24 protein-coding genes and 1 tRNA gene are annotated in these 23,066 nt (G+C 71.3%); 10 read left to right on the plus strand and 15 right to left on the minus strand.

Going from position 1 to position 23,066, the window contains the following annotated elements:
• Positions 1-32 precede the first annotated feature (32 nt).
• Together ACRQ4C_RS15540 and ACRQ4C_RS15545 are read left to right on the plus strand one after the other, a co-directional pair.
• On the plus strand, positions 33-476 hold the full coding sequence (locus ACRQ4C_RS15540) for a MarR family winged helix-turn-helix transcriptional regulator (RefSeq protein WP_439689313.1): 444 nt from the start codon (positions 33-35) through the stop codon (positions 474-476).
• A 154-nt stretch (positions 477-630) separates the two neighbouring features.
• Positions 631-2,070: an MATE family efflux transporter gene (locus ACRQ4C_RS15545; protein ID WP_439689314.1), complete on the plus strand. Its 1,440-nt coding sequence runs from the start codon at positions 631-633 to the stop codon at positions 2,068-2,070.
• 113 nt (positions 2,071-2,183) lie between these two features.
• Here ACRQ4C_RS15545 and ACRQ4C_RS15550 read toward each other — a convergent pair whose 3' ends face one another.
• Both ACRQ4C_RS15550 and ACRQ4C_RS15555 read right to left on the minus strand, forming a co-directional pair.
• Positions 2,184-2,855, minus strand: a complete 672-nt coding sequence (locus tag ACRQ4C_RS15550) for a hypothetical protein (protein WP_439689315.1) — start codon at positions 2,853-2,855, stop codon at positions 2,184-2,186.
• A gap of 52 nt (positions 2,856-2,907) precedes the next feature.
• On the minus strand, positions 2,908-3,477 hold the full coding sequence (locus ACRQ4C_RS15555) for a TetR/AcrR family transcriptional regulator (protein ID WP_439689316.1): 570 nt from the start codon (positions 3,475-3,477) through the stop codon (positions 2,908-2,910).
• Between the two features lie 91 nt (positions 3,478-3,568).
• Between ACRQ4C_RS15555 and ACRQ4C_RS15560 the strand changes: the two genes are divergently transcribed.
• Positions 3,569-4,591 carry an aldo/keto reductase gene (locus tag ACRQ4C_RS15560; RefSeq protein ID WP_439689317.1) on the plus strand — a complete coding sequence of 341 codons (1,023 nt, stop codon included), beginning with the start codon at positions 3,569-3,571 and terminating at the stop codon, positions 4,589-4,591.
• A 40-nt stretch (positions 4,592-4,631) separates the two neighbouring features.
• On the opposite strand, the gene ACRQ4C_RS15565 is transcribed toward ACRQ4C_RS15560, so the two are convergent.
• From ACRQ4C_RS15565 to ACRQ4C_RS15580, 4 genes are all read right to left on the minus strand, one after another.
• Positions 4,632-4,706: transfer RNA gene (locus tag ACRQ4C_RS15565), tRNA-Arg, on the minus strand.
• A gap of 102 nt (positions 4,707-4,808) precedes the next feature.
• Positions 4,809-5,303 (minus strand): HNH endonuclease, encoded by a 495-nt coding sequence (locus tag ACRQ4C_RS15570; protein ID WP_290133744.1) that lies wholly within the window; start codon positions 5,301-5,303, stop codon positions 4,809-4,811.
• Between the two features lie 373 nt (positions 5,304-5,676).
• On the minus strand, positions 5,677-6,612 hold the full coding sequence (locus ACRQ4C_RS15575) for a C40 family peptidase (protein ID WP_439689318.1): 936 nt from the start codon (positions 6,610-6,612) through the stop codon (positions 5,677-5,679).
• Between the two features lie 253 nt (positions 6,613-6,865).
• Positions 6,866-7,567, minus strand: a complete 702-nt coding sequence (locus ACRQ4C_RS15580; protein ID WP_290133742.1) for a metal-dependent transcriptional regulator — start codon at positions 7,565-7,567, stop codon at positions 6,866-6,868.
• Positions 7,568-7,683: 116 nt separating this feature from the next.
• On the opposite strand from ACRQ4C_RS15580, the gene serC reads away from it, so the two are divergent.
• Positions 7,684-8,802, plus strand: coding sequence for a phosphoserine transaminase (gene serC / locus ACRQ4C_RS15585; RefSeq protein ID WP_439689319.1), 1,119 nt, complete (start codon positions 7,684-7,686; stop codon positions 8,800-8,802).
• Positions 8,803-8,921: 119 nt separating this feature from the next.
• Here the strand turns inward: serC and ACRQ4C_RS15590 are convergent, their stop codons facing one another.
• Both ACRQ4C_RS15590 and ACRQ4C_RS15595 read right to left on the minus strand, forming a co-directional pair.
• Complete coding sequence (locus tag ACRQ4C_RS15590) at positions 8,922-9,611, minus strand: DUF3027 domain-containing protein (RefSeq protein WP_439689320.1); 690 nt, start codon at positions 9,609-9,611, stop codon at positions 8,922-8,924.
• Positions 9,611-9,988 (minus strand): cold-shock protein, encoded by a 378-nt coding sequence (locus ACRQ4C_RS15595; RefSeq protein WP_290133739.1) that lies wholly within the window; start codon positions 9,986-9,988, stop codon positions 9,611-9,613. The genes ACRQ4C_RS15590 and ACRQ4C_RS15595 overlap by 1 nt, the downstream gene beginning before the upstream one ends.
• A gap of 55 nt (positions 9,989-10,043) precedes the next feature.
• Here ACRQ4C_RS15595 and ACRQ4C_RS15600 point away from each other — a divergent pair, with 55 nt between their 5' ends.
• The 5 genes from ACRQ4C_RS15600 to ACRQ4C_RS15620 all read left to right on the plus strand — a co-directional run bounded on the left by ACRQ4C_RS15600 (position 10,044) and on the right by ACRQ4C_RS15620 (position 16,471).
• Positions 10,044-10,343, plus strand: a complete 300-nt coding sequence (locus ACRQ4C_RS15600; protein WP_290133738.1) for a hypothetical protein — start codon at positions 10,044-10,046, stop codon at positions 10,341-10,343.
• Between the two features lie 31 nt (positions 10,344-10,374).
• Positions 10,375-12,135, plus strand: a complete 1,761-nt coding sequence (locus ACRQ4C_RS15605; RefSeq protein WP_439689321.1) for a helicase-associated domain-containing protein — start codon at positions 10,375-10,377, stop codon at positions 12,133-12,135.
• A 47-nt stretch (positions 12,136-12,182) separates the two neighbouring features.
• Positions 12,183-13,877: a DNA repair helicase XPB gene (locus ACRQ4C_RS15610; protein ID WP_439689322.1), complete on the plus strand. Its 1,695-nt coding sequence runs from the start codon at positions 12,183-12,185 to the stop codon at positions 13,875-13,877.
• 134 nt (positions 13,878-14,011) lie between these two features.
• Positions 14,012-14,707, plus strand: coding sequence for a response regulator transcription factor (locus ACRQ4C_RS15615; protein ID WP_022903465.1), 696 nt, complete (start codon positions 14,012-14,014; stop codon positions 14,705-14,707).
• A 63-nt stretch (positions 14,708-14,770) separates the two neighbouring features.
• Positions 14,771-16,471 carry a sensor histidine kinase gene (locus ACRQ4C_RS15620; RefSeq protein WP_439689323.1) on the plus strand — a complete coding sequence of 567 codons (1,701 nt, stop codon included), beginning with the start codon at positions 14,771-14,773 and terminating at the stop codon, positions 16,469-16,471.
• Positions 16,472-16,598: 127 nt separating this feature from the next.
• On the opposite strand, the gene ACRQ4C_RS15625 is transcribed toward ACRQ4C_RS15620, so the two are convergent.
• The 7 genes from ACRQ4C_RS15625 to ACRQ4C_RS15655 form a co-directional block, all read right to left on the minus strand.
• Positions 16,599-17,489: an endonuclease domain-containing protein gene (locus ACRQ4C_RS15625; RefSeq protein WP_439689324.1), complete on the minus strand. Its 891-nt coding sequence runs from the start codon at positions 17,487-17,489 to the stop codon at positions 16,599-16,601.
• A 313-nt stretch (positions 17,490-17,802) separates the two neighbouring features.
• Positions 17,803-19,422, minus strand: coding sequence for a chaperonin GroEL (gene groL, locus ACRQ4C_RS15630; RefSeq protein ID WP_290133733.1), 1,620 nt, complete (start codon positions 19,420-19,422; stop codon positions 17,803-17,805).
• A gap of 290 nt (positions 19,423-19,712) precedes the next feature.
• Positions 19,713-19,916 (minus strand): cold-shock protein, encoded by a 204-nt coding sequence (locus tag ACRQ4C_RS15635; protein ID WP_058726184.1) that lies wholly within the window; start codon positions 19,914-19,916, stop codon positions 19,713-19,715.
• A 190-nt stretch (positions 19,917-20,106) separates the two neighbouring features.
• The gene (locus tag ACRQ4C_RS15640) at positions 20,107-20,709 is read right to left on the minus strand and encodes a LytR C-terminal domain-containing protein (RefSeq protein ID WP_439689325.1); all 603 of its coding nucleotides are present in this window, start codon (positions 20,707-20,709) and stop codon (positions 20,107-20,109) included.
• Positions 20,706-21,005 (minus strand): DUF3263 domain-containing protein, encoded by a 300-nt coding sequence (locus ACRQ4C_RS15645; protein ID WP_290133731.1) that lies wholly within the window; start codon positions 21,003-21,005, stop codon positions 20,706-20,708. The genes ACRQ4C_RS15640 and ACRQ4C_RS15645 overlap by 4 nt, the downstream gene beginning before the upstream one ends.
• Positions 21,006-21,115: 110 nt before the next feature.
• Positions 21,116-22,117 (minus strand): DUF2332 family protein, encoded by a 1,002-nt coding sequence (locus tag ACRQ4C_RS15650; RefSeq protein WP_439689326.1) that lies wholly within the window; start codon positions 22,115-22,117, stop codon positions 21,116-21,118.
• A complete protein-coding gene (locus ACRQ4C_RS15655) occupies positions 22,114-22,581 on the minus strand; it encodes a GNAT family N-acetyltransferase (RefSeq protein ID WP_439689327.1) in 468 nt (155 codons plus the stop codon). Before ACRQ4C_RS15655 ends, ACRQ4C_RS15650 begins: the two co-directional genes overlap by 4 nt.
• A gap of 56 nt (positions 22,582-22,637) precedes the next feature.
• Here ACRQ4C_RS15655 and msrB point away from each other — a divergent pair, with 56 nt between their 5' ends.
• Positions 22,638-23,039, plus strand: coding sequence for a peptide-methionine (R)-S-oxide reductase MsrB (msrB, locus tag ACRQ4C_RS15660; RefSeq protein WP_290133728.1), 402 nt, complete (start codon positions 22,638-22,640; stop codon positions 23,037-23,039).
• Positions 23,040-23,066 lie beyond the last annotated feature (27 nt).

Raw genomic sequence — 23,066 nt, forward strand, 5'->3', positions numbered from 1 at the left:
CAGTTAGAAGTCAAACAGTTAGAGTTCTGAACATGACGCAGCAGGCACCGCAGTTCGACACGCCGCTCCAGCTCATGCGCTGGATCGGGTGGGCGCAGCGCAAGGCCGCCGAGGAGTGGGTCCGCGACCGCGACCTCACGCAGGAGCAGTCCTTCGTGCTCGGGTACCTGCAGCGTTCGCCCGGCGCGATCCAGCGTGAACTCGCCGAGGTCACCCGGACGAGCGCCGCCAGCGTCTCGAGCCTCCTGCAGGGGCTCGAACGGCGCGGGCTCGTCGAACGTCGTCCGGACGCCGACAACGCCCGCACCAAACGGGTCCACGCCACCGAGGCGGGAACCGCCCTCATCGCCGGGTTCGAGGACGCCATGTACGCCCTCGACGACGAGATCCTCGCACCGCTGACCCCCGACGAGCGCGCCACCCTGCACGACCTCCTGCGCAAGGTGACCGCAGCCCTCCCGGAGCCCACCCGGTAACGCACCACGCGCCTCCCGGCCGGAGGGCACGCACCACAGCGACGGCGTCCGCCGGCCGCTCTCCCCGTCGCGCCACGACCACGGTCGCCGCGACTCCGCACGCCGTGCCGACGACCGTCGGCGCGCGCTCCGCCCTGCCCAGAAGGAGGCAGCCATGAGCACCACCACCCTCGACCACGGCGACCGCGTCGCCGACCGGAACCGCTGGTACCTGTCCGCGGCACCCATCGCCCGCGCCCTCGTGCACCTCTGCGTGCCGATGGCCTCCGCGATGGTCGTCAGCGCCGTCTACAACGTCATCAACGCGGGGTTCATCGGCTCGCAGCACGACACCTCGCTGCTCGCCGCGATCACCTTCGGCACCCCGCTCCTCGGCCTGGTCATGGCCGTCGGTGGCGTGTTCGGCGTCGGCGGCAGCGCGCTGATGTCCCGGATGCTCGGCGCCTCCGAGCACGAGCCGGACCGAGCGCAGGACATCAAGCACGTCGCAGCGTTCTCGCTCTGGGGCGCCGTGGTCACCGGAGCCGTGCTCGGCGGCGCCGGACTCCTGCTGCTGCACCCACTCGTCGCCCTGCTCGGTGCCGACGCCCGAGCCGTCCCCGCCACGAGCGCCTACGTCGCCGTGATGCTTGCGTTCGTGCCGGTCCTCGCCGCGTCCTTCGCGCTCGAGCAGATCGTCCGCTCCGAGGGCGCCGCGCGGCAGGCGATGGTCGGGCTCGTGCTGTCGACCCTCGGCAACCTGGTGTTCGACGTGCTCTTCATCCTCGTGCTGCACTGGGGCGTGGCCGGCGCGGCACTCGCGGTCGGTCTCGGCAACCTGGTCGCGATCGGGTACTGGGTGGTCTGGCTGCAGCGGCACAGCGCGAACGTCAGCTTCGCTCCGCGGTGGATCACGCTGCGCGGCGACGTGGTGCGGCCGGTCCTCGGCGTCGGCGCCGGCGAGCTGCTGCAGGCGGCGTTCCTCATCGTCACGACGCTCGTCCTGAACAACCTCGCGAGCGCCTACGGCAACGACCCGCTCGCCGCCATGGGCGTCGCGGTCCGCATCGCCCAGGTCCCGGAGTTCCTCGTCATGGGGGTCACGATCGGCGTGCTCCCGCTCCTCGCGTACGCGTTCGGCAAGGGCGATGCGGGCCGACTGCGCTCGGCCCTCCGCGCGGCGGCCCTGACGGTCGGTGCGATCGTGCTGGTGTTCTCGGGCACCGTCTTCGTGTTCCGCGAGCAGGTCTTCACGGTCTTCTCGGGTGACCACGCCGTGCTCGCGATCGGCGTGACGATCCTCACGGCACAGCTGGTCGCGACGATCGTCAACGGGTTCACCGGCCTGCTGACGTCGCTGTTCCAGGCGACCGGGATGGTCGTCCCCGCCATGACGCTCTCCCTGGCACAGGGCGTGCTGTTCATCCCGATCGTGTTCGTCGGGAACCTGTGGTTCGGGCTCGCCGGGATCATCTGGGCGCTCACCGTGACCGAGGTCCTCGTGTTCGCCGCGGCGCTCGTGCTGTGGGCGGTGTCGCGGGCGCGGATCGCCCGAGGCCTCGCCGAGGGGTCGCCGGAACGCGCGGAGGCGGCGCTCGTCGAGTCGGCTACCTGAGCGGCAAGTCGGCCGGACCATCGGACGGGAGGCCCGTGGCGGCGCCGCCACGGGCCTCCCGTCCGGTGGTCCCCGCGTCGGGCGCGGGGCGCTCCGCCGTCGTGCAGCTGCGCTCAGCGCAGCGGCGGGAGGGTCGCGACCGAGACGCCGACCGCAGAGGCCACCTCGCGGACGCGCTGGTCGAGTTCCTCGCCGCGCAGGTGCTTCGGGAACCCGAACACCACGCGGTACGCCGGCACGTCGATCCACACCGGTGCGTTCGGGTCACCCGCGAGGACCCGGATCGCGTCGACCCGTCCGAAGGCGTAGCGACCGACGGCCTTCGCGTCGCCGCTCGCCACCGAGACGACCGCGGCGCGCGGGATGCCGACGAGGAGCGTCGGGGTCGATCCACCCGAGTAGAGACCGATGCCGTTGCCGTCCGCGACGAGCGTGCCGTAGCCCCGCCGGGGCACGGACTCCCGGGGCAGGCCGAGTGCGCCTGCCGCCCAGTCGATCTGCTTGCCGAGGTCGCGGCTGACCCGCACCGGGACCAGGCGGGCACCGGGGTGGAGGGCGGCGAGGGCGCGTTCACGGCGCCGGGTGTGCGCGTGGTAGGCGAGGTTGATCACCTCGACGATCACGAAGAACAGTGCCGCGAACCCGACGAGGCTCAGGACGATGCCCTCGGTGGACATGCCCTCCTGGTGCTCCCGGTACGCGAGCAGGCCGAAGCGCAGCACCAGGTACCCGCCGAGCACGAGCAGTCCGATCGCGCCCCCGCTGCGGCGTCCGTTGTTCCCCATCGCGCCAGACTAAGGCGACCGGCGGACCTGGCCGAGGATGCTGCACGGTCCCTCAGTCGCCGCGGACGCGCAGCCCGTCGAGCAGGACACGCACCATCGGGTTCGGCGAGCCGTCGGCCGCGGGTGCCCGGTGGCTGAGGTCGCCGATCGCCTGCAGAAGCTCCACCGCGTCGACGTCGGTGCGGACCTCCCCCGTGGCGATCGCCGCGTCGAGGAGCTCGCGCAGGACGTGCCCGAGCCGGTCCACGAAGTACCCCGGCAGCGCGTCGAACGCCGGGTCGCCGGAGTGCAGTGCCGCGGACAGGCCCTGCTTCGTCGCGACGAACCGGGTGAACCGGGTGACCCAGCGGTCGAGGGCCTCCCCCGGCGGGTACTCGGCCCGCAGACGGTCGGCCTCGGCGGCGGTGTCGTCGATCTCCGACGTGAAGACGGCGGCGACGAGGTCCGCGCGCTGCGGGAAGTGCCGGTAGAGCGTGCCGACACCCACGCCGGCCTCGGTAGCGACCTCGCGCACGGGGGCGTCGACCCCGGACCGGGCGAACACCGTCCGGGCTGCCTGCAGGATCGCGTCGACGTTCTGGCGGGCGTCGGCACGCAGGCGACGCGGTTCGGCGGTCGGCACAGCACACCCCTTGCGTAAACGGAACAATGTTCCGTATGGTGATCGACATCAGCGGAACGTTGTTCCGGATACGAGACTACAGGAGACCGCCATGCAGTACCGCACCCTCGGACGCACCGGCATCAAGGTGACGCCCTACGCGCTCGGCGCGATGATGCTCGGCCAGTTCGGCAACCCCGACCGCACCGAGGGCATCCGGATCATCCACCGGGCGCTCGACGCCGGCATCAACTTCATCGACACGGCGGACCGCTACGGCGACTCGGAGGAGGTCGTCGGCGAAGCGCTGGCCGGACGACGCGACCAGGTCGTCCTCGCCACGAAGTTCCACGGTCCGGTCGACGACGACGTGAACCACCGTGGAGCGTCTCGGCGGTGGATCGTCGAGGCGGTCGAGCGGTCGCTCCGGAACCTGCGCACCGACCACATCGACCTCTACCAGCTGCACCGCCCGGACCCCGACACGGACATCGACGAGACCCTCTCGGCGCTCACCGACCTCGTCCGGCAGGGCAAGGTCCGCGCGATCGGCAGCTCGTCGATGCGCGGCTCGGAGATCGTCGAGGCGCAGTGGGTGTCCGAGCGCCGCGGGTTCGAGCGGTTCCGCACCGAGCAGCCGAACTACTCGATCCTCGACCGGGAGATCGAGCGCGAGGTCCTGCCCGTCGCGCAGCGGTACGGCATGGGGACGCTCGTCTACAGCCCCCTCGCGGGCGGCTCGCTGACCGGGCGGTACCGTGCCGGGCAGTCGAACGACGAGTTCCGGGCGAGCACCGGCATGCGGCACTTCCGCGACGAACGACGGCTGGCCGCGATCGAGCAGCTCATCGCGCTCGCCGACGAGACCGGGATCCGGCTCACGCACCTCGCGATGGCGTTCACGATCGCGCACCCGGGCGTGACGTCGGCGATCGCCGGGCCCCGCACGATGGAGCAGCTCGAGGACACCCTGGCCGGGGTGGACGTGGTGCTCTCCGACGAGGTCCTCGACCGGATCGACGCGATCGTCCCGCCGGGCGAGAGCATCGGCGCGATGGACATGGTCTACCGCGGACCCGAGGTCGGCTCCCCCGCGATGCGCCGCCGCCCCGAGGGCGAGCGCGCCGCTGCCTGACGGTGCTGGTGCTCGGTGCTGGTGCTCGGTGCTTGACGCTTGGTGCCCCTGGAGGGACTCGAACCCCCAACCGTTTCCTTAGGACGGAACTGCTCTTCCATTGAGCTACAGAGGCTGGCTGGACCACTCTAGCGGGCGCGACCAGGTGACGGACGGGAGGCGCGGTGCCAGCGGGCACCGCGCCTCCAGTCCGCTCCTGGCTGCGACAGCAGCGCCGCTACGCGGCGACCAGGTACTCGTCCCAGTCCGCCTGCGGACGCTCGATCCCGCGCACGACCCACGAGGCGCCGTGCGGCGCCCTCGGGCGGAAGCGCAGCCGCCACCCCATCTCCTGCGGGGTGCGGTCACCCTTCGTGTTGTTGCACGCCAGACAGCAGGCGACGAGGTTCTCCCACGAGTCCTGCCCGCCGCGGGACTTCGGCTGGACGTGGTCGATCGTGGTGGCGTGCCGGTCGCAGTAGGCGCAGCGGTTGCCGTCGCGACGGAGGACGCCGCGGCGGGAGACGGGCACGAGTCTGGAGTGCGGGATGCGCACGTACCGGGTGAGGATGATGACGGACGGACGGTCGTAGGTCGACGTCGACCCGGTCACCGGGTGGTCGAGGTCGGCGGCGACGATGGCGGCCTTCTGGTTCATGACCAGCACGAGGGCCCGTCGGAACGAGATCACCGCGAGGGGCTCGTAACCGGCGTTGAGGACGAGAGTGCGCATGGGTTCCCTTCCGACGTGCCTGGACGGCTTCCAGGCGGTGCGGGTGCGCCGGACCAGGGCGTCGCGCAGGTGACCGTCGCTCGCGCGCACGGCCCCGGAACCACGAAGAGCACCACCCGGATGGGCAGTGCTCTCGTCATGACGGGGCGTGCTCGTGCACGCAGGCGGTGGTCGACCATATGTCGACGTGCGCGCGCCGACCCATGGTGCGGGTCGTGCGGAACGCTGACATGAGGTCTCCCTGCTCGCAGCCGAAGGGCCGGTGCAGCGTCAGGATACGTCGGAAACCGGCCCGGCACGAGGGTGTGCGGGCCGGTTCCGGCGATGTTCACGGGTTCGACGCATCCGCGTCGACCGGAGGGCGCGCTCGGGGTCAGATCCCGAAGCGGACGATGTGGTAGTCGCTGGTCCAGATCGGACGGATCGACACGGAGCCGCCGGGCTTCGGCGCGTCCATGATCATGCCGTTGCCCATGTAGAAGCCGTCGTGCGCCTCGTTGTTGAAGATGACGACGTCGCCGGGCTGTGCCTCGGACTCCGGGATCGTGGTGCCGGCCTGGTCCTGCAGGGGCACGGAGTGCGCGAGGTTGATGCCGTACTGCGCGTACACGAACATCACGTAGCCCGAGCAGTCGAACCCGGACGGGTCCGCGCCGCCGAACACGTACGGCGTGCCGATGTACTGCTTCGCGGTCGCGACGACGGCGGGCAGCGAGAACGGGGTGTTCGCGGCCTTCGAGGTCGCGACGTAGTCGGCGGCGCTCGGGCCCGAGTACGAGGCGTACTGCGTGGCGGTCGCCGCGCGAGCCTTCTCGGTCGCGGCGGCCTGCTTCGCGGCAGCTGCCGCGGCCTTCGCCTCGGCCTGCTGCGCGGCCTCGGCGTCGAGCGTCGACTGGGCCGTCGCACCGTAGCCGTCGCGGCTGGTGCCGGCGAGGGCGACCGCGTCCGACACGGAGAAGTTCTGCTCGCCGGTCGTGCGGAGCTGGCGCTGGGCGGCGGCAGCGGCGTCCGAGGGCTGCTGGGTCGACGCGAACGCGGCCGGGACCGCCATCGTGCCGAACATGCCGGCGGCGACGGTCAGGACGAGGGGCGCGAGGAACCGGCGCTTGCGGGCGGACGAGCTGGCCTTCGCCTGCTCGGCGCGCTGGGCGGCCTGTGCGGCACGGCGTCCACCGGCGAGCGGTGCGGTCTTCACGGGCTGCGGGGCGGCAGCGCGCGCGGTGCGTCGGGTGGGGAGGGCCGTGGGGGCGTCGGCGGTGTTCGTCGGGTTCGCGGTCTGGTCGTCCGCGGCGGAACCGTTCAGCGTCAAGGGTGGGATCTCCGGCGCCTCGTCACCACGGTCCGGGGCATCACGACGAGCTGGGGACTCGCCTGACCTGGGCCGTGGAACCCCATCCGTTCGTCATCGTTTCCGATCGAGGCAGGAGACGGGTTCGAGACGTCCTGCCACGGGTTCCCGGGTTCGGTGTCGGCCCGGGGACTCGCACGAGTGTACGTGGCCGTCGTTACCTTGTCGAGATGAAACGGGGACTTTGTAACAGAACGGTAAAGGCGAGCGGACGTCAGGCGTCGCCGCGTTCGATGTACACGTGCTGTGCGACCTCGCTCGGGAGCTCGATGCCCGAGTCCTCGCCGTCGACCCGCACCGCGACGTAGGCGCCGGCGCGCTGCACGCTCGCGACCCGACCGGGCATGACCCCGGCGGTCCGCAGCTGGTGGAGGAGCTCGGGTTCGAACTGCACCGGCTCACCCAGGCGGCGGATCGTGCCCGTCGCGACGGCGTCGGTGCCCTCGGTCGCGGTGACGATGTTCTGCACGCCGTCGAGGAAGCCGCCGGCGTCCGGCCCGCCGATCTCGGCCAGCCCCGGGATCGGGTTGCCGTACGGCGACTCCGTCGGGTTGCCGAGCATCTCGAGCAGCCGGACCTCGACCTGCTCGCTCATCACGTGCTCCCAGCGGCAGGCCTCGTCGTGGACGAACGCCCAGTCGAGCCCGATGACGTCGGAGAGCAGCCGCTCGGCGAGACGGTGCTTGCGCATGACGTGGGTCGCTCGGGAACGCCCCTCGGTCGTGAGCTCGAGGTGGCGGTCGCCGGACACGACGACGAGGCCGTCACGTTCCATGCGGGCGATGGTCTGCGAGACCGTGGGACCCGAGTGGCCGAGGCGCTCCGAGATGCGGGCGCGCAGCGGGATGATCGCTTCTTCCTCGAGGTCGAGGATCGTGCGCAGGTACATCTCCGTGGTGTCGACGAGATCGGTCACGGTCCGCCTCTCTGGTCTCAGGTCCCGCCACCCTACTTGTTCGCGGTGACACTGCAGGACCAACACTTGCAAGGGTCAAGGAATGCCCTGGGATACCGCGCCGGTAGGATCGCTCCATGGCAGACATCGTCATCCCGTCCGACCTCCTCCCGACCGACGGACGCTTCGGCTGCGGCCCGTCCAAGATCCGTGGCGCGCAGCTCGAGTCCCTCGTGACGCGCGGGGCGACGATCCTCGGCACCTCCCACCGGCAGAAGCCCGTGAAGGACCTCGTCGGCAGCGTCCGACAGGGCATCGCCGACCTGTTCCAGGTGCCGGACGGCTACGAGGTCGTGCTCGGCAACGGCGGGTCGACCGCGTTCTGGGACGCCGCCGCCTTCGGGCTCGTCGAGCGCCGTGCCGAGAACCTGTCCTTCGGCGAGTTCGGCTCGAAGTTCGCCAAGGCCGTCGCCGCACCGTGGCTCGAGGCGCCGCACGTCATCGAGGCCCCGGGCGGTTCGCTCGCCGCCCTCGAACCGGTCGAGGGCGTCGACGTCTACGCCTACCCGCACAACGAGACCTCTACCGGCGTCATGGCCCCGGTGGTCCGCGCGCAGGGTGACGACGGCGCGCTCACCGTGGTGGACGCCACGAGCGCTGCCGGCGGTGCGGCCTTCGACGTGTCCGCGACCGACGTCTACTACTTCGCGCCCCAGAAGAACTTCGCGTCCGACGGCGGGCTGTGGCTCGCGCTGTTCTCCCCCGCCGCGATCGAGCGGGTGGAGCGCATCGCCGCCTCGGACCGCTACGTCCCGGAGTTCCTGTCCCTGAAGAACGCGGTCGACAACTCACGGCTCGACCAGACGCTGAACACCCCGGCACTCGCGACCTTGCTCCTCCTCGACGACCAGGTCCGCTGGATCAACGAGTCGGGCGGCATCGCGTGGGCCGACGCCCGCACGAAGCAGTCCTCCGGGACCATCTACGACTGGGCGGCGTCGGTCGACTTCGCGACGCCGTTCGTGGCGGAGCCGTCGCACCGGTCGCAGGTGGTCGCGACGATCGACCTCGACGACGCGATCGACGCCAAGGCCGTGGCCGCGACGCTCCGCGCGAACGGCATCGTCGACACCGAGCCGTACCGGAAGCTCGGCCGCAACCAGCTCCGGATCGCGACGTTCACGGCGATCGAGCCGGCGGACGTCGCGCAGCTCACCAAGGCGATCGAGTACGTGGTGGGCGAGCTGTCGCGCTGACGCGCGTCAGAACAGCGCGCGGCAGAACAGCGCGCGTCGGGACAGACGGGAGGCGCGGTGCCAGCTGGCACCGCGCCTCCCGTTCGTTGCCGGTCGCGTCGCGGACGACGCGCGTCGCGTCAGGACCGGTGGTGGTCCGGGTCGACCTCGCTCGCGTCGAGACGGTCGACCTCGAGGTCGTCGTCCGGGTCGACGGGGCGGACGCGCTGCGCGCGTCGCCGGCGTGCGCGCGGCGGCGCGACCGGCTCCGGCTCGGTGTCGTCCTCGTCCGACTCGTCGTCGGAGTCCGCCGCGTCGTCGAGCTCGTCGACGTCCACGCCGTCGAGGTCGTCGTCGTCCGACTCGCTCAGGTCGTCCTCGTCGGTGTCGAAGTCGTCGTCGTCGTCCGATTCATCGTCGTCGGCCTCGTCGTCGTCCGGGTCGTCGTAGTCGGCGTCCTCGTCGTCGTCCTCGTCCGACTCGTCGTCGTCCTCGTCGGACTCGTCGTCGTCGTCCCCGTGTCCGTCCTCGCCCTCCTGCGCGGCGCGGTACTCCGCGAGTCGCTCGGACCAGGGCACCCACTCGGGCGCGACGAGCGAGCCGTCGCCGGGCATGAGCTCGACCTCGAGCACGGTCGGTTCGTCGTCGCCGATCTTCGCGACCGACACCGTCCACCGCCAGCCGGGGTACCCCGCCATCCGGTTGGCAAAGCGGAGCGAGACGACGTCGTCGCCCTCGTCCACGGCGTCGACGAAGGCGCCGACGGTCGAGTCCGGCGTGACCTCGAGCAGGGCGGTGCGCGCGAGGCGCTCGTACTCGTGCGTGGGCATCAGGCGTCCAACTGGTCGGCGACGTGGCGGAGGATCGCGGCGAGGCGCTCCCCGTTCTTCGGGTAACGGCCGTGGCGGAGGTCGCCGCTGATGCGGTCGAGCTCCTTCACGAGGTCCTCGACGATCACGGCCATGTCGTCGGCCGAGCGACGGGACATCTTCGACAGCGACGGCTGCGGGTCGAGGAACCGCACGCTGAGCGCCTGCGACCCCTTCTTGCCCTGGACCACGCCGTACTCGAGTCGCGAACCGGCCTTCACCGTGGTGACGCCGTCCGGCAGCGAGGAGGCGTGCAGGAACACCTGGTCGCCGTCGTCGCCGGTGATGAACCCGAACCCCTTCTGGTCGTCGTAGAACTTGACCTTGCCGGTGGGCATGCGTGGACTCCTCGTGGTCGTGGAACGGCCGTGGTGCGTCGGATATCCTGGGTCGATGGCCAAGCCGACCCGATCCACCGGGACCCCCCGCGACGCAGCGGAGTCCTCGGTGACGTTCAATCGTACCGAACGCGTGCTCGGGTTCATGGTCGGCGGGATCTTCATCGCCGCCTTCCTGTGCCTCGTCGCGGTGATCGTGATGTGGCTGACGGCTCCTGCTGCCGGAGGGTCGATGCCGTGGCCGGTCGTCATGGCGATCCCGCTCGTCGGACTCCCGATCGGCATGCTGCTCCTGTTCGTGCTCCTCGGCGTCGTCTGGACACGCCGGGCCCGCGAGAACCGGACGTCTCACTGAGGACCCGGACCCGGCACCGAGCGGACGGACGATGACGACCACCGCCGACCTCGCCGCCCGGCTCCGGGCGATGCCCGACGACGCCCTCGAGCGCCTCGTCGTCGCCCGCCGGCTGCCCGCCGCGTCGCTCGCCGAGAGCGGGCCGCAGCACATCGCGGACTTCTTCGACCTGGCCGAGGCGCTCCGCACGGACGACGCGGTCGACGCCGCGATCGAGCACCTGCCGCGGGCGGCACTCCTCGCCCTCCGCGACGGCGGCGCCACGGACTCGCTGGCGCCTGCGGTCGCGCTCGGCCTCGCCGACACGGACGGCGGCGTCGACGACGCGGTGTCCGCCCGCCTGGCCGCCCACCCGGACCTGGCGGTCGCGGTGGACCAGCCGGGAGGCCCGGCACCAGCCCGCCACGCCGCCCCCGTCGACGACGACACGGCCCGGGCGACGGGCGCCGAGCACGCGTTCGGCACCATGACCGTGCTCGCCGAGCTGCTCCGGGCCGTCGACGCCGGCGAGGTGCGCGAGCTCGTGAAGGGCGGCATCGGCACCCCACTCGCCCGGACGCTCGGCGACCGGCTGGGCACCGACCCCGAGGTCGTCCCCGACCGCCTCAGCCTGCTGCGCCGGACCGGCCTGGCGTCGCTCGAGCGCGGCACGTGGAACGTCTCGGACGATGGTGACGCATGGCTCCTCGCGCCGTGGGCCGAGCGGTGGACCACCCTCACGGGCGCTTGGCGGGACGCGCTCGACCCCGCCGTGCGCGAGGTGCTCGACCTCGCGGGCGCCGACTGGCACGACCTCGTCGCGACGGGGCGCTGGGCGTACCCGGCCGGTGCACGGTGGCTCGACGCCGAACTCCTGACGGTCGCGGGCACGGGGAGCGCGCTCGGCCTCGTGGTCGACGGCGCCCTCACGACCACGGGTGCCGCCCTGCTCGCCGGCGCCACGGACGCGGCCGACCGTGCCGCCGCGGACCTCCCCGACACCGTGCCGGGCGTGTACCTCCAGCACGACCTCACCGTCATCGCGCCCGGGCCGCTCGCCCCGGCGGACGACGCCGAACTCCGTGCCGTCGCGACGCTCGAGGCCCCGGGCCTCGCAGCGCGGTACCGCGTGTCGGAGGAGTCGCTCGCCCGGGCCTTCCGGTCCGGACTCGACCGCGACGCGGTGCTCGGGCGGTTCGAACGGCTCTCGGTGTCGGGCGTGCCCCAACCGCTCGTCTACCTCGTCGACCAGGTCGCCGAGCGCGACGGCAGCATCGTGGTCGACCTCGGTCCGGGCGGCGTCGGCTCGGTCGTCCGGGGCACGGCCGACCAGCTCGACCTGATCGGCGTGGACGCCGAGCTCCGGCAGGTGTCGTGGGAGCGGCCGGACCTCACCACGCTGACCACCCGCTACCCGGCGCAGGTCGTGCACACCGCGCTGCGCGACGCGCGGTACCCGGCCGTGCTGACGACCGCAGCCCAGGCGACCGTGGAGGCCGCGCCTCCCGTCCGCCGCGCAGCGGGACGCGACCCGCAGGAGGCCGCCCGTGCACTCGTGGAGCGCCTCCGGTTGACGACCCAGCGGGCGGAGGGCGAGCCGGAGCAGGAGTGGCTCGGCCGGCAGATCGACCTCGCCGTGCGCGGACGCACGCCGATCCGGCTCACGGTGCGCATGCCGGACGGCTCGGAGCGACCGTTCTCGATCGTCCCGACCTCGGTCGCGGCCGGTCGCGTCCGCGGCAAGGACACGGCGGTGGACGTCGAGCGGACCCTCCCGCTCTCCCTCGTCGTGGCTGTGGAGAGCGACGCCTGATCCACACCCCGGCCCGTGCGCAGGCGGAGCGCCTAGGCTGATCCGTCATGAACGGACCGCTGATCGTGCAGAGCGACCGCACGGTGCTGCTCGAGGTGGCACACCCCGACGCCGAGGACGCGCGCCACGAACTGGCGGTGTTCGCGGAGCTCGAACGTGCCCCGGAGCACGTGCACACCTACCGCATCACGCGGCTCGGTCTGTGGAACGCCCGGGCCGCCGGGCACGATGCCGAGGCGATGATCGACACGCTCGAGCGGTTCGCGAAGTTCCCCGTCCCGCAGAGCGTCACGGTCGACGTCCGCGACACGGTGTCCCGCTACGGCCGGCTCGTCATCCGGCGCGAGGAACGGCCGGACGCACCCGCGATCGCGAACTCCCCCGGCGAAGAACTCGAGCGCCAGCCGATGCTGCTCCTCACCGCCACCGACCCGGCGATCCTCGCCGAGGTCACCCGGTCGAAGCGCATCAAGCCGCTCCTGGGCAACCAGCGCTCCCCGGAGGAGATCGAGCTCCAGCCGTGGGCCCGCGGACAGGTCAAGCAGGAGCTCGTGAAGCTCGGCTGGCCGGCGGAGGACCTCGCGGGCTACACGCCGGGTCAGCCGCACGCGATCGACCTCGCGACCGCCGACTGGCACCTCCGGCCGTACCAGGAGCAGGCCGTCGACACCTTCTTCGCGCAGGGCTCGGGCGTCGTCGTGCTCCCCTGTGGTGCCGGCAAGACGCTCGTCGGTGCCGGAGCGATGGCGACCGTCAAGGCGACCACGCTCATCCTCGTGACGAACACCGTCTCCGCGCGGCAGTGGCGGGACGAGCTGCTGCGGCGGACCAGCCTGACCGAGGACGAGATCGGCGAGTACTCCGGCTCCGTGAAGGAGATCCGGCCGGTCACGATCGCGACGTACCAGATCCTCACCGCGCGGCGGAAGGGCGAGTACACGCACCTGTCGCTCCTCGACGCGCTCGACTGGGGGCTCATCGTCTACGACGAGGTCCACCTCCTGCCGGCGCCGGTGTTCAAGCTCACGGCCGACCTGCAGGCGCGTCGCCGCCTCGGCCTGACCGCGACGCTCGTGCGCGAGGACGGACGCGAGGGCGATGTGTTCTCGCTCATCGGGCCGAAGCGCTACGACGCCCCGTGGAAGGAGATCGAGGCGCAGGGCTACATCTCGCCGGCGTCCTGCTACGAGGTCCGCATCGACCTGCCCCACGGCGATCGGCTCGAGTACGCGGCGTCCGGCGACGACGAGCGCTACCGCCTCGCCGCGACGACGCCCGCGAAGACCCCGGTCGTGCGAGAGCTCATCGAGAAGCACCGGGGCGAGCAGATCCTCGTCATCGGGCAGTACATCGACCAGCTCGACGACCTCGCTGCGTCGCTGGACGCCGCCGAGATCACGGGAGCGACGCCCGTCGACGAGCGTGAGCGACTCTTCCAGGCCTTCCGCACGGGTGCGATCGACGTGCTCGTGGTGTCCAAGGTCGCGAACTTCTCGGTCGACCTGCCCGACGCGACCGTGGCGATCCAGGTGTCGGGCTCGTTCGGCTCCCGGCAGGAAGAAGCGCAGCGCCTCGGACGGCTCCTCCGTCCGAACAAGGACGGCCTGCCGGCGTCGTTCTACACCCTCGTCACGCGGGACACCGTCGACCAGGACTTCGCGCAGAACCGGCAGCGGTTCCTCGCCGAGCAGGGCTACTCGTACACCATCCTCGACGCAGACCAGGTGGCGGCCGCCGCGTAGCGGCCTCCTTGCGGGGGTTCCCGAAGGGCGGCCTGGAGGCGCGGTGCCAGCCCGCACCGCGCCTCCAGGCCGTCCCGTGCTCACGCACGCACCGCTCACAGGAAAGCCACAAGGAACGGTCAGAAGATGGGCGCATGAGCGATGGCCCCAAGATCCTGATCGTCGACGACGAACCGAACATCCGCGACCTGCTGACGACCTCCCTGCGTTTCGCCGGCTTCGCCGTGCGTGCCGTGGGCAACGGCGCGCAGGCCATCTCCGCCGTGCTCGAGGAAGAGCCGGACCTCATCATCCTCGACGTCATGCTCCCCGACATGAACGGCTTCGGCGTCACCAAGCGCCTCCGGTCCTCGGGCTACACGTCGCCCATCCTGTTCCTCACCGCCAAGGACGACACCGAGGACAAGATCACCGGCCTCACGGTCGGCGGCGACGACTACGTGACCAAGCCGTTCTCGCTCGACGAGATCGTCGCCCGCATCAAGGCCATCCTCCGTCGCACCATGAACGACGAAGAGGACGCCATCATCCGTGCCGGCGAACTGACGATGGACCAGGACACCCACGAGGTCACCATCGGCGACGCGCAGATCGAGCTCTCCCCGACCGAGTTCAAGCTGCTCCGCTACCTCATGCTCAACCCGAACCGGGTGCTCTCCAAGGCGCAGATCCTCGACCACGTGTGGGAGTACGACTTCAACGGCGACGCGGGCATCGTGGAGTCGTACATCTCGTACCTCCGCCGCAAGCTCGACCAGTACTCGGCCGAGCCGGTCATCCAGACCAAGCGCGGTTTCGGCTACATGCTCAAGGCGGCGAAGGCCTCCTAGGCGCAGGTCTTCACGGCGGCCGTCCGGTTTCACCGGGCGGTCGCTGTCTATCGTTGGGACAGCATGCACACGCGAATGAGCCGCTGGTGGGACGGGATCTCCCTGCGCACCAAGATCACCGGGATCACGGTGCTCCTGGTCGCGCTCGGCCTGCTCGTCGCCGGGCTCGGCACGATGACCGTGCTGTCGACCTACCTCCTCACCCAGCTCGACGACACCGTGAAGCAGACGACGGAGCAGCTCGAGGGCCAGAACATCAGCGACGGCAAGCAGTACTGCGAACTGTCGGTCGTGCTGTCGCAGCGTGCCTACGTCGCCGCCTACAACGCCGACGGCGACCAGATCTGCCAGACGAAGACCAGCAGCCGGCCCGACATCCGGATGCTCGACTTCGCGCAGGCCTCGCAGAGCACGCAGCGGTTCTCGCTCTACGACAGCGCACACGACCACGAGTGGCGCGCGCAGGTCATCCCCGCCGCGCTGCAGAACCGGTCCGACGGCACCACCGAGACCGGGTACGTGCTCGTCGCGGTCTCGAGCGCCGACAACGACCAGACGATCCTCCGCTTCACCGTCATCTTCCTGTTCTTCGGCATCTCGGTGATGCTGCTCGGCGCCATGCTGACCAGGCTCCTCGTGACGGCGACCTTCGACCCCTTGCGCGACGTCGAGGACACCGCTGCGCGCTTCGCCGCCGGGGACTTCAACCAGCGACTCGAGGCGGACACCCCGAACACCGAGGTCGGGCGCCTCAACCGCTCCCTCAACGCCATGCTCGAGCGCATCGACACCGCGTTCGAGGACCGGGAGCGCACGATCGACCAGATGCGCCGGTTCGTCGGTGACGCCTCCCACGAACTCCGGACGCCGCTCGTCTCGCTCCGCGGGTACGCCGAGCTGTACCGCATGGGTGCCCTCCGCAAGGAAGAGGACGTCGCCCAGGCCATGGAGCGCATCGAGAAGGAAGCCCAGCGCATGGGGCTCCTCGTGCAGGACCTGCTCCAGCTCGCCCGCATCGACGAGTCGAAGCCGCTCGAGCTCGGCCCGGTCGACCTCGTGTCGATCGCCCGCGACTCCGCGCTCGACACCATGGCGTCCAACCCCGACCGCGAGATCCAGGTGCTCGTCGAGGACAGCGTCACCGGCGAGAGCGTCCCGCAGGCCGTCCGCCCGGCGATGTCCGAGACCGGCGAGGTCCCCGCGTCGCCGACGTCCGCCTCCGCCAACACGACGGGACCGATCGCGTTCTCGCGCCAGACGATCGCCCGGCTCCGTGCCCGTCGCAACCGTGCGATGAGCCTCGACGCCGCGCCGACCGACGAGACCACCCCGCTGCCCACGGTCGTGCTGCCGAAGCGCCCGCCGATCGTCCTCGCCGAGGAGAACAAGATCCGGCAGGTCGTGACGAACCTGATGGGCAACGCGATGCGCTTCACGCCGTCCGACGACCCCATCGAGATCGGCATCGGCGTCGACGAGGAGCGCGGGCTCGCGAACATCGACGTCATCGACCACGGCGAGGGCATCCCGCCGCAGCTCCGCGACAAGATCTTCCAGCGGTTCTGGCGTGCGGACACCTCGCGGGCACGCGACACCGGCGGCTCCGGGCTGGGGCTCGCGATCGTGTCGGGCATCGTGCAGGCACACCACGGGTCGGTCGAGGTGTTCGACACCGAGGGCGGCGGCGCGACCTTCCGCGTGTGGCTCCCCCTGCTCCCCCGCGACTGGGTGCCCCCGGTCCCCGAGGCCGCCCCCGCCCCCTGACCCCCACGCTCCCGCCCGACGCGCGACCCCGGTTGGTCGCACGACATGCCGCTCAACTCCGGTCGTGCCGACATGTTCTGCGACCAGTCCGGCTCGCCGACGGCAGGTCGTGCGACCAAGCCGCCGCTCACGCGACCCGTCGAGCGTCCCGCCGAACGACGAACGCCTGCCGAAGCCGTTCGAAGAGCACAGCCGGGCGCGATGCATCGGCGCGGGTGGCGTGGATGACGAGCCAGTCGTTCACCGCGAGACCGTTGTCCCGACGCTGGTCGTGCTCGAACGCTGCACGCTCGCGGTGGTGCGCGCCGTCGTACTCGAGCGCGATCCGGTACTCCGGCCAGGCCATGTCGACCCGAGCGAGGAAGACACCGCGCGCGTCGGACACCTCGACCTGGAGCTGGGGCTCCGGGAAACCGGCATCGACGACCGCAAGCCGGAGCCACGTCTCCATCGCCGAGTCCGCGCCCACCCGCACGAGGTCGAGCACCTCCCGTGCCGCTGCGTTGCCGTGACTTCCCGGGCGGATCGCCGCGATGAGGTCGTCGACCGTCAGCAGTCCACCGGGTCGGACGAAGTGGTCTGCGACCGCGACTGCCTGGTGCACCGTGAGGAGACCGACGCTCTCTCGCCAGGCCTGTGCGGGAGCGCTGACGCGGACGCCGTCGCGGACCACCGTGTCGACCGGAGCGCGATGCCGGTGTCCCGTGACACCTCGTCGCCGCATCAGTGGACCGGTGCCGAAGGTCGACACGTGCACCAGCTCGCCGACCCCCCGTCGAGGGAGCGGTGCACCCCACACCGCGAGTGCGGACGTGTGGCTCACGTGCTGGTCCGGGCGCAGCACCAGACCCACAGCACGGACCAGCGGGAGCGTCGGGTCGGTCGTGCGGACGCCGTGGGTGGGGCGGAGCAGGTCTCCACGGCGGAGTCGGTTCGCGCTGGCCCCGGCCGCGGTGGCGTCACGGACGAGGAAGCCCGCTCGGTCGAGCTCGGGCGGAAGCGAACGGGGGTGGGTCATGCCGGGAGTATCGCCCCAGGGTATGTCCGCGGGCTCCCTCGGGACGCGACCTGTGGAGAACTGGGCGAGCCGCGCCTCCCGTGCGGAACTCGGTGGTCGCGCAACGTGCCGTGCACGGAACGCCGTGGTCTCACGAACTGTCGCCTACCGGCGACGAAGCCGACACGTTTCGCGACCAACCGGCGGCACCCACCCCGCACGCGCACCCCGCACGCGGAGCGCCCCCGCACGCCGAGCGCCCCCGCACGCCGAGCGCCCCGCACGCGGAAGGGCCCCGCACGCGCAGCGTGCGGGGCCCTTCCGGCTACCGGGACTAGAAGTCCATGCCACCCGTGGGGTCGCCGGCCGGCATGGCCGGGGCCTTCTCGGGCTTGTCGGCGACGACGGCCTCGGTCGTGAGGAACAGACCGGCGATCGACGCAGCGTTCTGCAGCGCCGAGCGCGTGACCTTGGCCGGGTCGATGATGCCCGCGGCCACGAGGTCGACGTACTCGCCGGTCGCGGCGTTGAGGCCGTGACCCGACTCGAGCTCGCGGACCTTCGCGGCGACGACGCCCGGCTCGAGACCGGCGTTCAGCGCGATCTGCTTGAGCGGCGCGTCGATGGCGACGCGGACGATGTTCGCACCGGTTGCCTCGTCACCCTCGAGGGAGAGCGACTCGAGCGCGACGGACGCCTGGATGAGCGCGACGCCACCACCGGCGACGATGCCCTCCTCGACGGCAGCCTTCGCGTTGCGGACGGCGTCCTCGATGCGGTGCTTGCGCTCCTTGAGCTCGACCTCGGTCGCGGCACCGGCCTTGATGACGGCCACGCCACCGGCGAGCTTCGCGAGGCGCTCCTGGAGCTTCTCGCGGTCGTAGTCGGAGTCGGTCGCCTCGATCTCGGAGCGGATCTGACGGACGCGGCCCGCGATCTGCTCGTCGTCGCCGGCGCCCTCGATGATCGTGGTCTCGTCCTTGGTGATGATCACCTTGCGGGCCTTGCCCAGCAGGTCGAGCGTCGCGTTCTCGAGCTTGAGGCCGACCTCTTCCGAGATGACCTGGCCGCCGGTGAGGATCGCGATGTCCTGCAGCATGGCCTTGCGGCGGTCGCCGAAGCCCGGGGCCTTGACGGCGACGGACTTGAAGATGCCACGGATCTTGTTCACGACGAGGGTCGCGAGGGCTTCCCCGTCGACGTCCTCGGCGATGATGAGGAGCTGCTTGCCCGCCTGGATCACCTTGTCGACGACCGGGAGCAGGTCCTTGATGTTGGAGATCTTCGAGTTGACGATGAGGATGTACGGGTCCTCGAAGACGGCTTCCTGGCGCTCCGGGTCCGTGACGAAGTACTGCGACAGGTAGCCCTTGTCGAAGCGCATGCCCTCGGTGAGCTCGAGCTCGGTGCCGAAGGTGTTCGACTCCTCGACGGTGACGACGCCTTCCTTGCCGACCTTGTCGATCGCCTCGGCGATGAGCTCGCCGATGGTGGTGTCGGCGGCCGAGATCGACGCGGTCGCGGCGATCTGGTCCTTGGTCTCGATGTCCTTCGCGTTGGCGAGGAGCTGGTCGGAGACGGCGGCGACGGCCTTCTCGATGCCGCGCTTGAGCGACACGGGGTCGGCACCGGCGGCGACGTTGCGGAGGCCCTCGCGGACGAGCGCCTGGGCGAGCACGGTCGCGGTGGTCGTACCGTCACCGGCGACGTCGTCGGTCTTCTTCGCGACCTCCTTGACGAGCTCGGCGCCGATCTTCTCGTACGGGTCGTCGAGCTCGATCTCCTTGGCGATGGAGACACCGTCGTTCGTGATCGTGGGAGCGCCCCACTTCTTCTCGAGGACGACGTTGCGGCCGCGCGGGCCGAGCGTCACCTTCACGGCGTCGGCCAGGGTGTTCAGGCCGCGCTCGAGGCCACGACGGGCCTCCTCGTCGAAAGCAATGATCTTAGCCATGTGAGTTTCTCGTCCCTCCCGGACGTCGTCATGGGGGTCGTGCTGGCACTCAACGTGAGCGAGTGCCAACGCCGATTCTGGCACTCGCCGGGTGCGAGTGCAACACAGCAGGGAGGCACGGGTCGACTTCCCAGGTCGGGTCCGCTGCGAGCGCACCGGCACGAGCACCACCGACCCAGTCCGGGCGCACATCAGCACGAGCACCACCGACCCACTGCGGGCGCGCCTCCGCGGACACGACGAACGCGCCGCCCCCGAGGGGACGGCGCGTTCCGGTGTGGTTCGGTGACTCAGGCGGGGCGGACCGCCTCGGCCTGCGGACCCTTCGCGCCGGTGCCGACGTCGAACGTGACCGCCTGCCCCTCCTCGAGGACCTTGTAGCCCGACATGTCGATGGCCGAGTAGTGCACGAACACGTCCTGGCCACCCCCATCGACGGTGATGAAGCCGAAGCCCTTCTCGGCGTTGAACCACTTGACCGTTCCGTTGGCCATGATTGTTGCTCCCTGCGGTGGTGCTGCTGCGATCGACGGCGCCGTCGGTGCGACACCTGGCAGTGACTCTTGCGCACGGAGGTCGATCCGACAAGAGGTGTGACGTCGTTTCACGTCCATTCCGTGCAATCGCAACGCGCCGGAAACACGTTCGTCACGAAAACACACGGAATGCGCTCGGGAATGCCCCTCAGCCGGTGTAGTCGGACCCCAGGACGACGCTGACGTCGGCGTTCGGGAAGGCCGTCGACAGCTGCACGGCGGTGGTGCCGAGCGACTTGGCGATGCCCTGCGCGACCGCAGCCGACTCGGCCGAGCGGTAGTACACGATCGTCTGCGTGGTCCCGGTCGTGCCGGCGTCGCCCGTCGAGGTGATCTTCCACCCCGCCCCGGTCAGCGCCGTGCTGGCACGACCGGCGAGCCCGGTCGTCGTGGTGCCGTTCAGCACGACGACGCTCGTGGTGCCCTGCTGCGCCGGGGTCGCGGCGGACGCACCCGCTCCGGAGCCCGACGACGCGGACGGCGTCGAGGACGGAGACGGCTTCGCGGTCGCGGACGCCGAGGCCGAGGAGGTCGGGGACGAGGCGCCCCCGCCGGAGTCGTTGCCGTCCGAGAGGCCGGTGGTCGCCAGCCCGAGCCCGAGGACGCCGAGGCCGACGAGGACTCCGGTGGCGAGGGCTGCCCACGCGAACACGATCCAGCCGCGGCCCCGACGCTGGGGGCCGCGGTGCGCACCGACGCGCGGGCCGTCGGTGGCGTCGTCGAACCGGTCTCGGGGGAATCTCTCGGTCATCGGTCCTCTTCACGGGGTTCTGGTGCGGCTCCGGGGAGCGCGAAGCTGCGCCCCGCCCGCGCCGTGACGCGGGCGTGCCGGAGTCGTTGCAGTCGGGTGACGAGCTGCGGGTCGTACGCGAGCGCCGCCGGGGAGTCGATCACGCGGTCGAGCACCTGGTAGTACCGAGCCGGCGACATGTCGAACTCGACGCGGATCTCCGCCTCCTTCGTGCGGTCGTGCCGCGCCCGGTCGTGCTCGAAGGCGAGCACGTGCAGGTCGAGCTCACTGAGCGCGTCTGCGGGGGTGGTGGTCACGACGGTCCGATCACGAGGTGGTGGCGCGAGGCGGGTGGTACGGGTCTCGCACATCGTAGGGGTGCCGCGTCGCCGGACCCTGGCACGCCGCTGGACTGTCGCGAAGCCGGTCACAGGTCCCGGAGCCACCGCACCCGGGTCCCGAACGGGTCGCACACCGCGACCGCGACCCCGTCGAGCGAGACGGTCGCGAACGCGTCCGGGTCGTCCCGGTCGACGTCGGCGGGCAGGGTCAGCGCGACACCGTCGAGGATGCCGGTCCGCTCGAGGGCGATCCAGTGCACGCCGCGCTCCGCGAGACGGTCGACGACCCGCTGCCGGTCCGCACCCGGCACGTACACGAGCGTCCCCGTCGTCAGGACCACCGGCTCGCAGCCGTCCGGCAGGTGGTCGAGTGCGCGGTCGAGGTCACCTGGAAGGGTCCCCCGCAGTCGGACGGGAGGCACGGCGAGCGCCGCGGACGCCGCCGCACGCATCAGGGCGGTCCGGTCCGTCGCCTCGGGCGGGACGGCCTCGACGAGACGGTCGAACGCCCCCGGCTCGGCCAGGTCGATCGGGTTCGGGTCGAGGGCCACGCGGCCGGCGACGGCGATCGGGCGCGCTGCCGGAGCGGGTACGGCACCGCGGGCCTCGGCGACGAGGTGGAGCACGGGACCGTCGGGGGTCGCGGTGTGCATCCGGACGCGCTCCGACCCGTGCTCGACCAGGGTGAGGTCGAGTGTGACGCGGTCCGGGATCGAGCAGAGCCCCGCCGCGGCTCCCGCGTCGACGAGGCCGAGCGGCTGCGACGACCTCGCGGCGAGCGCCGCGAACAGCGGGACGACCGGCGCGGCCCGGCGCGGGTCGTTTGCCTGCACCGTGGCGGACGGGAGGCGCGCTGCCAGGGCGAGCCGTGCCTCCCGGTCGAGTGCGCGGAGCGCGTCGGGGTCCCGCGGGTCCGCGCCCAGCCGCCGGGCGACCGCGAAGACCAGCTCGGGCTGTCGGCGCTGCTCCGGGACCGAGTCGAGGAGCGCGACGAGCTCGTCGTCGAGCGACCGTGCCCACGCGGCGTAGGACGGGGAGACCCCTTCGATGCGGTCGGCGTAGGCGCGGTAGCGGTCCCGCGTCGTCACGGGCGGTGCATCCCGACGTGGGCGATGCCGGCCTCCACGTACGGCTCCCCGAAGCGGACGAAGCCGTGCCGTTCGTAGAGCCCGGCGACGTACTCCTGCGCGTGCAGGACGAACGGCTCGTGCCCGTGCTCCGCGAGGACCGCCGCGACCAGCCGCCCCGCGATGCCCCGCCCGCGGTGTCGGGGGTCGGTGGCGACCCGGCCGATCACCCACTCCGGCGGGGTGGCGCCGGCCGGGTGGGCCTCGTCCGGAGCGGGTCGGACGAGGCGCAGGTACCCGACGACTTCGGCGTCCGTTCCGAACCACCAGTGCTCGGTGTCCGCATGGCGGTCGCGGCCGTCGAAGTCCTCGGCGGTGACCCGCTGCTCGAGGGCGAAGACGCGGTTCCGGAGCACCACGATGCCGTACAGTTCGTCCGTCGTCAGACGGTCCCAGCGGGCGCGGTGCACGGAATGTTCGGACATCGGCGCGAGTTTACTGAAGGTGGCCGTCCAGCAGCGGCCGAGAGCAGGAGGAAGCAATGGCATACAACGTCGACAAGTCCGACGCCCAGTGGCGCGAGGAGCTCTCCCCGGACCAGTACGCCGTCCTGCGCCAGGCCGGTACCGAGCGCCCGTGGACGGGTGAGCTCCTGGACGAGGAGCGTGCCGGCGTCTACACGTGTGCGGCGTGCGGTGCGGAGCTGTTCAAGAGCGGCACGAAGTTCGACTCCGGCTGTGGCTGGCCGTCGTTCTACGAGTCGGTCCGTCCGGACGCCGTGCAGCTCATCGAGGACAACTCCCTCGGCATGCAGCGTACCGAGGTCCGTTGCGCGAACTGCGGCGGCCACCTGGGGCACGTGTTCCCGGACGGCTTCGGCACTCCGACGGGTGACCGCTACTGCATGAACTCGATCTCGCTGAACTTCTCGGCGTCCGAGTGAGCGCGGACGCGTCCCGGTAGAGTGGGC

This window comes from Curtobacterium sp. SP.BCp (assembly GCF_051903255.1).
In the GTDB taxonomy this organism is placed as follows: domain Bacteria; phylum Actinomycetota; class Actinomycetes; order Actinomycetales; family Microbacteriaceae; genus Curtobacterium.

Bases quoted from the DNA above. Each gene is read 5' to 3' on its own strand.
- ACRQ4C_RS15605 (WP_439689321.1), top strand. From the start codon at position 10,375: ATGACGACCACCGCCGACCTCGCCGCCCGGCTCCGGGCGATGCCCGAC.
- ACRQ4C_RS15600 (WP_290133738.1), top strand. From the start codon at position 10,044: ATGGCCAAGCCGACCCGATCCACCGGGACCCCCCGCGACGCAGCGGAG.
- serC (WP_439689319.1), top strand. From the start codon at position 7,684: ATGGCAGACATCGTCATCCCGTCCGACCTCCTCCCGACCGACGGACGC.
- ACRQ4C_RS15540 (WP_439689313.1), top strand. From the start codon at position 33: ATGACGCAGCAGGCACCGCAGTTCGACACGCCGCTCCAGCTCATGCGC.
- groL (WP_290133733.1), bottom strand. From the start codon at position 19,422: ATGGCTAAGATCATTGCTTTCGACGAGGAGGCCCGTCGTGGCCTCGAG.
- ACRQ4C_RS15590 (WP_439689320.1), bottom strand. From the start codon at position 9,611: ATGCCCACGCACGAGTACGAGCGCCTCGCGCGCACCGCCCTGCTCGAG.
- ACRQ4C_RS15550 (WP_439689315.1), bottom strand. From the start codon at position 2,855: ATGGGGAACAACGGACGCCGCAGCGGGGGCGCGATCGGACTGCTCGTG.
- ACRQ4C_RS15635 (WP_058726184.1), bottom strand. From the start codon at position 19,916: ATGGCCAACGGAACGGTCAAGTGGTTCAACGCCGAGAAGGGCTTCGGC.
- ACRQ4C_RS15615 (WP_022903465.1), top strand. From the start codon at position 14,012: ATGAGCGATGGCCCCAAGATCCTGATCGTCGACGACGAACCGAACATC.
- ACRQ4C_RS15595 (WP_290133739.1), bottom strand. From the start codon at position 9,988: ATGCCCACCGGCAAGGTCAAGTTCTACGACGACCAGAAGGGGTTCGGG.
- ACRQ4C_RS15570 (WP_290133744.1), bottom strand. From the start codon at position 5,303: ATGCGCACTCTCGTCCTCAACGCCGGTTACGAGCCCCTCGCGGTGATC.
- ACRQ4C_RS15655 (WP_439689327.1), bottom strand. From the start codon at position 22,581: ATGTCCGAACATTCCGTGCACCGCGCCCGCTGGGACCGTCTGACGACG.
- msrB (WP_290133728.1), top strand. From the start codon at position 22,638: ATGGCATACAACGTCGACAAGTCCGACGCCCAGTGGCGCGAGGAGCTC.
- ACRQ4C_RS15545 (WP_439689314.1), top strand. From the start codon at position 631: ATGAGCACCACCACCCTCGACCACGGCGACCGCGTCGCCGACCGGAAC.
- ACRQ4C_RS15640 (WP_439689325.1), bottom strand. From the start codon at position 20,709: ATGACCGAGAGATTCCCCCGAGACCGGTTCGACGACGCCACCGACGGC.
- ACRQ4C_RS15625 (WP_439689324.1), bottom strand. From the start codon at position 17,489: ATGACCCACCCCCGTTCGCTTCCGCCCGAGCTCGACCGAGCGGGCTTC.
- ACRQ4C_RS15610 (WP_439689322.1), top strand. From the start codon at position 12,183: ATGAACGGACCGCTGATCGTGCAGAGCGACCGCACGGTGCTGCTCGAG.
- ACRQ4C_RS15620 (WP_439689323.1), top strand. From the start codon at position 14,771: ATGCACACGCGAATGAGCCGCTGGTGGGACGGGATCTCCCTGCGCACC.
- ACRQ4C_RS15560 (WP_439689317.1), top strand. From the start codon at position 3,569: ATGCAGTACCGCACCCTCGGACGCACCGGCATCAAGGTGACGCCCTAC.